General features: G+C 70.5%; 2 protein-coding genes. One reads left to right on the forward strand and one right to left on the reverse strand.

From position 1 onward, the window contains the following. Positions 1-407 precede the first annotated feature (407 nt). Complete coding sequence (locus QMK34_RS17040; protein ID WP_326414986.1) at positions 408-1,034, reverse strand: pyridoxamine 5'-phosphate oxidase family protein; 627 nt, start codon at positions 1,032-1,034, stop codon at positions 408-410. Positions 1,035-1,361: 327 nt separating this feature from the next. Here QMK34_RS17040 and QMK34_RS17045 point away from each other — a divergent pair. Beyond that, the coding region (locus tag QMK34_RS17045) for an SDR family NAD(P)-dependent oxidoreductase (RefSeq protein WP_442785162.1) at positions 1,362-11,379 on the forward strand (10,018 nt) is incomplete at its 3' end.

Consider the following 11,379-nt stretch of genomic DNA (forward strand, 5'->3'; position numbering starts at 1 on the left):
TGCGTCTTTGGGTTACGCAGCGAGCATCAGACAAGTTGAGTTGCGGTGAGTTGCCAGAGGCCCACCGGTGCGAAGGTCTGACACAACTAACGCGCGTGATTCCTATCGGCTGGGCCGCTACTGCGTCGAGTACCTCACGCAATTCGGCGACGGCGGCCCAGCTGCACAACCACCGTCGAATACCGGATACGTCATGCCCCGCATCCAGGTGCATCGCCCTCGTCGACCAGCGGTTCCAGGAGGCACCAAGGGCAGCCCACGGTGCAGGCGACGAACTCTGAGACGATCTTCGTTCGGTGTACGGGCCGGTCATCGACGACCAGCTGAGGGCTGTCTCGTATCTCGGCGTGCCCGCGAGGCGGGACGGCCGCATTCACGCCCGAGTTCGGGCTTGGAACGTCGAACCCCTATCGGCCGGTTTGTTGCGTAGCCATTCCAGTTTCCTGGGACCGAGGAAAGTCCCATCTCGTCGCGGACTCCCAGCCGGCAATACCCGCCCAGCCGTAGACCCGTTCGGGAGTCAGCCGAAACACCGGCGCGCTCTGGCCGAAACGCGTGTGGACACGATCCTCGCTAACCGTGAGTTCCCAGTCGTACTTCACCCCCACGCCTTCGGCGAGCACGCTGATGTCGTCGACCCCGATCACCCGGGAGCAACTGCCCTCGACCATCACCACGTCTTCGCCGACCTGCAAATTCACCGAGGCCCGCGGGTTGACCTCCAGGAATCCACCGCAGCGGTTCTGGCTCGAGAACCAGAAATTGTCCCGCCGCCAGAGACCCCACATGGGCCTACTGTGCGGGTCACCGTCCGGGCTGGTGGTGACCAGCCAGTACGTGGACGCCGACTCGAGTAAATGCTCCGCCCAGCTCCATGGTGTTACTGGCCCCGGCGCGGTCTGGTTGAAAATAAATGCCGACGCCCCCTGCGGCTTTTGTGTGTTTCTCAGCACCTCGGCAGTCACGTTGCCGTCCCTTCGCTCGTCTGCCATGGGCGACCAGCGAGCCGCACCGGTCGGGCTTTCGCGGACCATGCTCGCAGTACGGCTGCGACACCGACACCCCACAAAGCTCGCGCGGCCGAGGTCGTTCCACTGCCGCGGCGGCTAGGGGGGTTAGGGGGTACCCGCGCTGACCTCGTCAGACCATGGTTGTTCACGCGACGCCCAGGGGCAGTCTTGATCGTGCCCCACCCAAGCCTTCCTTCGGCGCAAGCCTTTCGCCGGGCTCCCGGCCTCAGCAGACGCCGGCCACGTGTCCAGGGCAGGTCACGTCCGGGGTACGCCGGACCACTGGAACAGATAGAGACAGATGGGGTTGCTCGTATGGAGAACGAGGACAAGCTTCGCCAGTATCTCAAGTTGGTCACGAGCGACCTCTACCAAGCTCGCAAAAAGATCACTGAGATGGAGGCCCGGAACACTGAGCCGATCGCCATCGTCTCGATGGCCTGCCGTTTGCCCGGCGACGTCTGGTCGCCGGAGGACCTCTGGGAGCTGGTCGCCAACGGAACCGACGCGATCGGCGACTCGCCGACCGACCGGGGCTGGGACATGGACAGCATCTACGACCCGGAGCCCGGCAAGCCCGGTAAGACGTACACCCGCGAGGGCGGCTTCATGTCCGGCCTGGCCGACTTCGACGCGGGTTTTTTTGGCATCTCCCCTCGCGAAGCTCTTGCCATGGACCCGCAGCAGCGGATCGTCCTCGAGGCCGCTTGGGAGTCGGTCGAACGTGCCGGCATTGACCCGGAGACCCTCCGCGGCACCAAGACAGGCGTGTTCATCGGCTCGAACACCCATGACTACGTGCCGTTGACCGTCACCGCGCCCCGCGAGGTCGACGGCTACCTGCTGCTGGGCAACGCGCCCAGTGTGCTCTCCGGCCGCGTCGCGTACATGTTCGGCTTCGAGGGCCCCGCTGTCACCGTCGACACCGCCTGTTCCTCCTCGTTGGTCGCGATGGACTGCGCCGTTCGGGCCTTGCGCCGCGGCGAGTCCACGATGGCACTGGTCGGCGGCGTCGCGTCGATGTGCTCGCCACTTGTCATGGTCGACTTCAGCCGACAACGGGGGATCGCGCCCAACGGGCGGTGCAAGGCATACGCGGAAACCGCGGACGGCACCGGCTGGTCGGAGGGCGTCGCCCTGATCCTGCTCGAGCGGCTCTCCGACGCGCGCGCCAACGGCCACCCCGTGCTCGCCGTCATCCGTGGTTCAGCGATCAACCAGGACGGAGCCTCCAATGGCCTGACCGCTCCCAACGGCCCCGCCCAGCAACGGGTCATCCAGGCGGCGCTGGCCGACGGCCAGGTTCCGATGGAGCAGGTCGACCTGCTCGAGGGGCACGGCACCGGCACCCGGCTGGGCGACCCGATCGAGGCACAAGCCCTTCTTGCCACCTACGGTCGCAAGAAGAAGGACGGCGAGCCACTGTGGCTGGGCTCGCTCAAGTCGAACGTGGGTCACACCCAGGCGGCCGCAGGCGTCGCCGGCGTGATCAAGGCAGTGATGGCCATTCGCAATGGCGTCCTTCCCAAGACGCTGCACGTGGCTGAGCCGACGCACGAAGTGGACTGGTCGGCCGGTGGAGTCAAGGTGCTGACCGAGAACCGCCCGTGGCCGGAGAACGAGTGGCCGCGCCGGGCAGGTGTGTCGTCGTTCGGCATGAGCGGTACCAACGCGCACGTCATCCTCGAGCAGGCGCCCGCGCTGGAGGCGGTCGAGGCCGAGTTGGTGAGCGTACAGCCGACCGCCTTGCCTTTCCTGCTCTCCGCCCGTACTCCGCAGGCCCTGGCCGGTCAGGCGACGCGGCTCCGTGACTGGCTCGCCGACGAGGACGTCGCCCTGCTCGACGTCGCAAAGTCGCTCGCGCTGCACCGCGTAACGTTCGAGCATCGCGCCGCCGTGGTCGCGGGCGACAAGGAGGAACTGCTCGCCCAGCTCGACCTGCTGGCCGGCGGCGGCAGCGGCGCTACGGCGGTCGTCGGCACCGAGTGCCGCGGTCTCACCGCGGTGATGTTCCCTGGACACGGCCCGCAACGCATCGGCATGGGCGCCCAGCTCTCGGCCGCGTTCCCTGTCTTCGCCACGGCGTACTCGGAGGTGCTGGGGTGGCTTGACCCCGAGCTGCCACAGATCATCGCCGGGGGCGGCCCGACGTTGGATCGGCCCGAATACGCGCATCCCGCGCTGTTCGCGATCGAGGTGGCGCTCTACCGCCTGGTCGAGTCGTGGGGTCTGCGGCCCGACTATCTGCTCGGTCAGTCCTGTGGCGACATCGCGGCGGCGCACATCGCGGGTGTGCTGTCGCTCGAGGACGCGGCCACCATGGTCACCGCCCGAGCACGGCTGATCCAGACCTCGGCCGCCGGCGTGATGGCCACGGTCACCGCTGGCGCCGACGTGGTGGAGCCGGTCATCGCCGACATCGCGGGCGTCTCGCTCTCCGGTATCAACAGCCCCAGCGCAGTCACCCTCTCGGGGCTGGAGGGCCCGGTCGAGGCGGCTGTGGCGCGACTGTCCGAGCTCGGCTACGCATCCCGTAAGGTGCGCGTCGACCGCGCGGGCCACTCAGCCACGATGGAGCCGATCCAGGCCCGGTTCCGGGCCGTGGTGGAGACCTTGACCTATTCGGCCCCGACCATTCCCATGGTGGTGCCCGCCGACGTGCTGTGCACCCCTGAGTTCTGGGTCCGGCAGATGCGCGACATGGTGGACCTCGCCGGCAGCGTGGCTCAGCTGCGCGAGCGCGGCGTCACCAGATTCATCGAACTGTCGCCCGCCGCGTCGATGACCAGCCATGTACGCGAGTGCTACGGCGATGAGCCGGTGGTGGTCGCGCCGTCCCTGCGTAGGGGGCGCAACGAGGTGGAAAGTGTCGCGGTGGCGATGGCCACCCTGCACACCGCCGGCCTCAAGGTGGACTGGGCAACCTTCTTCGCGGGCACCGGCGCGCAACGCGTCGACCTGCCCACCTACGCGTTCGAGCACGAACGCTTCTGGCTCGAGACCAGCCACGTCGGCGGGCACGACCTCAGCTCGATCGGCCTGCGCTCGGTGGACGCCCCACTACTGGGTGCCGGCGTCTGGCTCGCCGACGACGGCGGCTTCCTGTGCACCGGCCGGCTGTCGCTCTCCACCCAGCCCTGGCTTGCCGACCACGCCCTGTTCGACCGCATCCTGCTGCCCGGCACCGCATTCGTCGAGTTCGCGTTGCGCGCGGCGGACCAGGTCGGCTGTGAGCTGGTCGAGGACTTGACCATCGAGGCCCCGCTGCTGCTGGAGCGAGGCGGCGTGGCGCTGCAGATCATGGTCGGCGAGCCGGAGGAGTCCACCGGCCGACGGCCGATCACCATCTGGTCGCAGCACCAGGACCCGGACTCGCCCGGCATCGACCCGGCTTGGACGCGGCACGCCAGCGGCTTCGTCTCAGTGGCCGCTGGTGTCAGCCGCAGCGACCCCGAGATGGCCGAGTGGCCACCCGCCGGTGTCCAGGAAGTCGAGCTCAGCGATCTCTACGAGACCCTCGCCACGGCCGGGTACGGCTACGGGCCGGTGTTCCGCGGCCTGAAGGCCGCCTGGCTGCGTGACGGGGAGATCTTCGCCGAGGTGGCTCTGCCCGAGCACGTGAGCGATGCCGGCGCGTACGGCGTGCACCCTGCCCTGCTCGACGCCGCTCTGCATGCGGTCGCTGTCAACGGCGCCACCCAGGGCGTCATTCCCTTCGCCTGGGCGGGCGTCCGGCTGTACGCCGTCGGTGCCTCCGCGCTGCGTGTACGGCTGACCCCGGTGGGGACCGACACGGTGGCGCTGCTGGCCGCCGACGGGACCGGCCGCTCGGTACTGTCGGTCGACTCGCTGACCTTGCGGTCCGCCACCGCGAAGCAGATCGCGGAGAGCGCCCCCCGGGCCCACGACTCCCTCTACGAGATCGAGTGGATCTCCGCGGGTGAGGTCGAGGCCTCCTCGCCCACCGGCTGGGCGAACCTGGGCGGCGGAGCGCCCACGACGGGCACGGCCTATGACGGCTTCCCCGCACTGCGGGCCGCCCTCGACGCCGGGGACGAGACGCCCTCCGTGGTGCTGGCCGCTCCCGTGCACGGCCACGGCCGCGACACAGCCGCGGAGGTGCATTCGGGTGTCCACCAGATGCTCGAACTGGTGCGCCACTGGCTGGCCGACGAACGGCTGGCCACCTCACGGCTGGTCTTGGTCACCCGCGGCGCGTTGGCCACGCACGACGGTGAGCACGTCGGTGACCTGATCGGCGCGGCCCTGCACGGCCTGTTCCGCTCGGCGCGTGCCGAGAACCCAGGCCGGCTCGTCCAGGTCGACCTCGCGCCCGGCGAGCCCGACCAGGCCGTCGTAGCGGCGCTCGACGCCGGGGAGGACGAGGTCGCTGTACGCGCGGGCACGGTCCTGGTGCCGCGCCTGGTCAAGGTTTCCGCCTCGACGACCCTCGCCGTGCCGGCGGAAACGACCGCCTGGCGCCTGTCCGCCCCCCGCCCCGGCACCTTCGACGGGCTCGCCCTGATCGAGTCACCGGAGGCGGTCGCACCCTTGGCCGAGGGCGAGGTGCGGGTGGCCGTCCGAGCCGCTGGCATGAACTTCCGGGACGTCATGTCCACCCTCGGACTGGTCCGCGGTCACGAAGTGCTCGGCGGCGAGGGGGCCGGCGTGGTGACCGAGGTCGGCCCGGGCGTCACCGGCTTCAAGCCCGGCGACCGCGTGATGGGCCTGTTCTTCGGGCCGTTCGGGCCACTGGCCGTGGCCGACCACCGGACGGTGGTACCGATCCCGGACGGGTGGTCCTACCTGCAGGCCGCGACCGTCCCGATCACCTACCTGACCGCGTACTTCGGGCTCGTCGACGTGGCCGACCTGCAACCCGGCGAGTCCGTGCTCGTCCACGCCGCCGCCGGTGGCGTCGGCATGGCGGCCGTGCAGCTGGCCGCCCATCTGGGTGCCGAACTCTTCGCCACCGCCAGCCCCGCCAAATGGGCGGCCGTTCGCGAGCTCGGCATCCCCCGCGAACGCATCTCGAACTCCCGCACCGCACAATTCGAATCCGATCTGCTCGACGCCACCGACGGCCGCGGTGTCGACGTGGTCCTCAACTCGCTCACCAACGAGCTCGTGGATGCCTCGCTGCGGCTGCTGCCGCGCGGCGGCCGGTTCGTCGAGATGGGCAAGACCGACATCCGCGACGCCGGCTGGGCGGCCGGCGCGTTCCCCGGTGTGCGCTATCAGGCCTTCGACCTGCTCGGGGTGCCGCCCGAACGGCTGCACGAGATGTTGGTCGAGGTGCTCGAACTGTTCGACCGCGGCGCGCTGACCCTGCCGCCGACGACCACCTGGGACGTCCGCCGGGCGCCGGACGCGTTCCGGTTCCTCAGCCAGGCTCGGCAGATCGGCAAGATCGCCCTCACCATCCCGGTGCCCCCTGATCCAGCCGGGACCGTCCTCCTGACCGGCGGCTCCGGAACACTGGGTGGTCTGGTCGCCCGGCACCTGGTCGCCGAGCACGGGGTACGCAACCTGGTGCTGGCGAGCCGGCGCGGCCCAGATGCCCCCGGCGCCACCGAGTTCGCCACCGAGCTGACCGAGCTCGGCGCCTCGGTGACGGCTGTCGCCTGTGACGTGTCCAACCGCGAATCGCTGCTCGGGGTGCTGGCCGCGATCCCCGCCGACCATCCGCTGACCGCGGTTGTGCACCTCGCGGGCATCAGCGACGACGGCGTCATCGGCTCGCTGACGACCGAGCAGGTCGACAACGTGTTGCGTCCCAAGGTGGACGCCGGTTGGCTCCTTCACGAGCTGACCAGGGACCTCGACCTCTCTGCCTTCGTGCTGTTCTCCTCGGCTGTCGGGGCGTTCGGCGCGCCGGGTCAGGCCAATTACGCCGCCGCCAACGCGTTTCTGGACGCTCTTGCCCGACACCGCCGCGCGTTGGGGCTGCCCGCCGTCTCGCTCGACTGGGGTCTCTGGGCCGCCGCAAGCGACATGACGACCTCCCTGCAGGAGGCCGACTGGGCCCGGATGACACGCGCCGGTATCACGGCACTGTCTGACGAGGAAGGCCTGGCCCTGTTCGACGCGGCCCTCACCGTCGGCGCCCCGGTGGTGCTACCGGTTCGGCTCAACCTGGCCGCGTTCCGCGGCGAGGTGCCGCCCCTGCTGCGCAACCAGGTCTCCGGGCGGGTGCGCCGTACCGTCGTCGCGAGTGGCGGCGATGCCAGCTCGTGGACGCGCCGTCTGCTCGCACGGGCGCCGGGCGCCCGGCACCGGGTTGTGCTGGATGCCGTCGCCGCCGAGACCGCGGCCGTGCTCGGGCACACATCGGCGTCGCGTCTCTCACCGGAACGCACCTTCAAGGACATCGGGTTCGATTCGCTGGCCTCCGTGGAGCTGCGAAATCGGATCACCGCGTTCACCGGCCTGCGACTGCCGGCAACGGTGGTCTTCGACTATCCGAACCTCGCTTCGCTGGCCGAGTATGTGCTCGGCGAGGTGGTCGGCGCTGGCTCCTCCGCGCCGGCGGCACCCGCGCTCGTCACGGCGGACACCAGCGGCGACTCGGTGGCCATCGTCGGCATGGCCTGCCGCTACGGCGGCGGGGTCGACTCGCCGGAGGCGTTGTGGGCGATGGTCGAGGAGGGCCGGGACGCCGCCACGGAGTTCCCGTCCGACCGCGGCTGGAACCTGGCCGAGCTCTTCGATCCCGAGCCCGGCCGGTTGGGCACGACCAACGCCAGGGCGGCCGGCTTCCTGCCCGGTGCAACTGAATTCGATCCCGAGTTCTTCGGCATCTCACCACGTGAAGCCACCGCGATGGACCCGCAGCAGCGGCTGTTGCTCGAGTCGGCGTGGGAGGCGTTCGAACGTGCTGGTATCGACCCGTCGACGCTGCGCGGCACGAAGACCGGCGTCTTCGTCGGCCTCAGCGCCCACGACTACAGCAATTTGCTCGCGCGCGAATCGCGCGGTCTGGACGGCCACCTGCTGACCGGTACGGCGGCCAGCGTGGCCTCGGGCCGCATTTCCTACGAGTTCGGTCTGGAGGGATCCGCGGTCACGGTCGACACCGCCTGCTCGTCCTCGCTGACCGCGGTGCACATGGCGGCCCAGGCGCTGCGGACCGGTGAGTGCACCCTCGCGCTGGCCGGCGGTGTGGCCGTGATGTCCACACCGGTGGTGTTCCAGGAGTTCGCACTGCAGGGCGGCCTCTCCCCGGACGGCCGCTGCCGGGCGTTCGGCGCGGACGCGGACGGCACCGGCTGGGCTGAGGGCGTCGGACTGCTCGTGCTGGAGCGCTTGTCGGACGCCCGCCGCAACGGCCACCAGGTCCTCGCGGTGGTCAAGGGCTCCGCGGTGAACCAGGACGGCGCCTCCAACGGGTTGACCGCGCCCAACGGCCGCTCGCAACAGCGGGTGATCCGAGAGGCGCTGGCCAATGCCGGCATCTCAGCTGCCGAAGTGGACGTCGTGGAGGGACACGGGACCGGCACCAAGCTCGGCGACCCGATCGAGGTGCAGGCACTACTGGCGACGTACGGGCGAGAGCACACCGAGGAAAGCCCGCTTTGGCTCGGCTCGCTGAAATCGAATCTGGGCCACGCGCAGGCGGCCGCCGGCGTGGCCGGGGTGATCAAGATGGTCCAAGCGCTGCGACACGGCCTGCTGCCCCGGACATTGAACGCCGACGAGCCCACCCCGCACGTGGACTGGTCGGACGGCGCGGTGAAGCTGCTGACCACGACACGGCAGTGGCCAGAGCGCAACCAGCCCCGGCGCGGCGCCGTCTCCGCGTTCGGGATCAGCGGCACCAACGTGCACGTGGTGCTGGAGCAGGCACCGGAGCTGGCACAGCCGCCCGCTCCGCCCGAGTCCGATCGGATGCTCGCGCCATCGGTCAAGCCGTTCGTCATCTCAGCACGCGGCGCGGCGGCACTGCGCGGTCAGGCAGCCAGGCTCAGCGCCTACCTCGACGAGCACCCGCAGGTGGACCTCGACGCGCTCGGCCGCTCGCTCGGCGGCCGAGCCACCTTGGCGCATCGGGCCGTGGTGCTCGCCCAGGACATGGGCACGCTGACCGCGGGGCTCACGGCGATCGCCGCCGGCACGGCGGAGTCGAACGCGGACGTCGCGCTGGGCGACGGCGATGACGTGAACCGGCCGGTCTTCGTCTTCGCAGGTCAGGGTGGCCAGTGGCGTGGCATGGCCATCGACCTCTGGAATACCAGCCCGCTGTTCGCCGCCGCCATGACCGAGTGCGACGCTGCGCTGGCCCCGCACGTCGACTGGAACGGCGCCACCCTGTTGGACGTCCTCACCGGCACTCCGGACGCGCCCAGCCTGGACCGGGTGGACGCGGTGCAGCCCGCGCTGTTCGCGGTGATGGTGTCGTTGGCCCGGCTGTGGCGGTCGCTCGGGGTCGAGCCGGCCGCGGTGGTCGGTCACTCCCAGGGCGAGATCGCGGCGGCCGTGGTGGCCGGTGTCCTCACTCTCGCCGACGGCGCCCACATCGCCGGGTTGCGCTCGCGCTTGATCGCCGGCCTGACCGAGCGCGGCGGCATGGGCTGGATCGGCCTGCCGGTCGCCCAGGTCCAGGAACGGCTCGCCGACTACGCGGGGCTCGGCGTCGCCGCGGTCAACGGGCCGCGGTCGGTGGTCATCTCCGGCCCAGCCGACGAACTGCGGAGCATGTGCGCGGCGTTCGCGGCCGAGGGGGTCCCGGTGCGCAAGCTCCTGGTCGATTACGCGTCGCACTCGCACGGAGTGGAGGAGCTCCGCGCCGAACTCGTCGACGCGCTGGCCGGCGTCGCGCCCGCTGAGGCGGTAGTACCGTTCTACTCCACGGTCACCGCCGGGCGGGTCGACGGCACCGAGCTGAACGCCGACTACTGGTACCGCAATCTTCGAGAGACGGTGCAGTTCAGCGCGGCCGTCGAGGCACTCCTCGACGACGAGCACAGCTGCTTCATCGAACTCAGCGCGCACCCGACCCTCGTCGATGCGGTCGAGGCGGTTGCCCAGGCCCGGGGCGCCGGTGTCACCGCGTTGTGGTCGTTGCGGCGCGACGGCGGTGACGTCGAGTTCACCCGCTCGCTGGCCCAAGCCTTCGTGCACGGGGCACCGGTACGCTGGGGGACGGTGTTTCCCGCCGGCGCGCGAATCGACCTGCCCACGTACGCGTTCCAACACCGCCGGTTGTGGGTCGAGGCCGCCGGCACGGCGACCGCGAGTGCCGCCGACCTCGGGCTGATGTCCGCCGATCACCCCCTGTTGGGCGCCGCCGTGGAACACGCCGGCGCTGACCAGGTGCTGTTCACCGGCAGGTGGTCGCTGGCGACCCAGCCGTGGCTGGCCGACCACGTCGTGCTCGGCACCCTCCTGCTGCCTGGAGCCGCCTTCGTCGAGCTGATCACCCACGCCGGGCGGCACGTCGGCTGCGCCCGCTTGGAAGAGCTGGCGTTCCAGGCGCCGCTGGTGCTCTCGGCGAAGTCGGGGGTAGCTGTGCAGGTCATGCTCGGCGCAGCGGACTCCACCGGCCGCCGTTCGGTCACGGTGCACTCGCGGCGCACCGACTCCGACGCCAGCAGCACGTGGATCCGGCACGCGGAAGGCACGCTCGCCCCTGTCGGCACCGGTCCGGCGCCGGGCAAGCTGACGGCCTGGCCGCCAATCGGCGCGCAGCCGGTCGACGCGACCGACATCTACGCTCGGCTCGCCGAGCGCGGATATACCTACGGGCCCGCCTTCGCCGGGATCCGTGCGCTGTGGCGGGACGGCGACGACATGTACGGCGAGGTCGCGCTGCCGAGCGTGGTCCGCGCCGAGGCGGGGCGGTTCGGCCTGCACCCGGCGCTGCTGGACGCCGCCCTGCAGGTGCCGGTCACCGGACTGATCGACAGCGAGAGCGAGGCAGTGATGCCGTTCTCCTGGAGCGGCATCACGGTACACACCCGAGGGGCAAGCTCACTGCGGGTCGCTTTCCGACGCACGGGCCCCGACTCCTCCACCATGCTGCTCACCGATGACGCGGGCGAGCCCGTCGCCTCCTTCGACTCCATCGTCGCGCGGCCGGTCAGTCGCGAGCAGCTGCGCATCGCCGTGGACAACGCGACCGACACGAACGTCGATGACGAGCACTACCGCGTAGCGTGGCGCACGCTGCCCAGCGGCACGCGCCCGCCGATCGGCGGTACCTGGCTGGCGGTGGTGGCCGAGGGGCAACCAGCCGACGGCTGGGCCGCTGAAACCGTGCGCCGCCTCGCTGCCCACGCACCCAGCCTGGTGACCTGGGCCGTACCGTGCGGGCACCTCGACCGGGCGGAGCTGGCCCAGCGGCTGCGCGAGCTCGCCACGATCGGCACGA

The sequence above is a fragment of the Amycolatopsis sp. H20-H5 genome (assembly GCF_035828755.1).
GTDB lineage: Bacteria > Actinomycetota > Actinomycetes > Mycobacteriales > Pseudonocardiaceae > Amycolatopsis.

Bases quoted from the DNA above. Each gene is read 5' to 3' on its own strand.
- QMK34_RS17040 (WP_326414986.1), bottom strand. From the start codon at position 1,034: ATGGTCCGCGAAAGCCCGACCGGTGCGGCTCGCTGGTCGCCCATGGCA.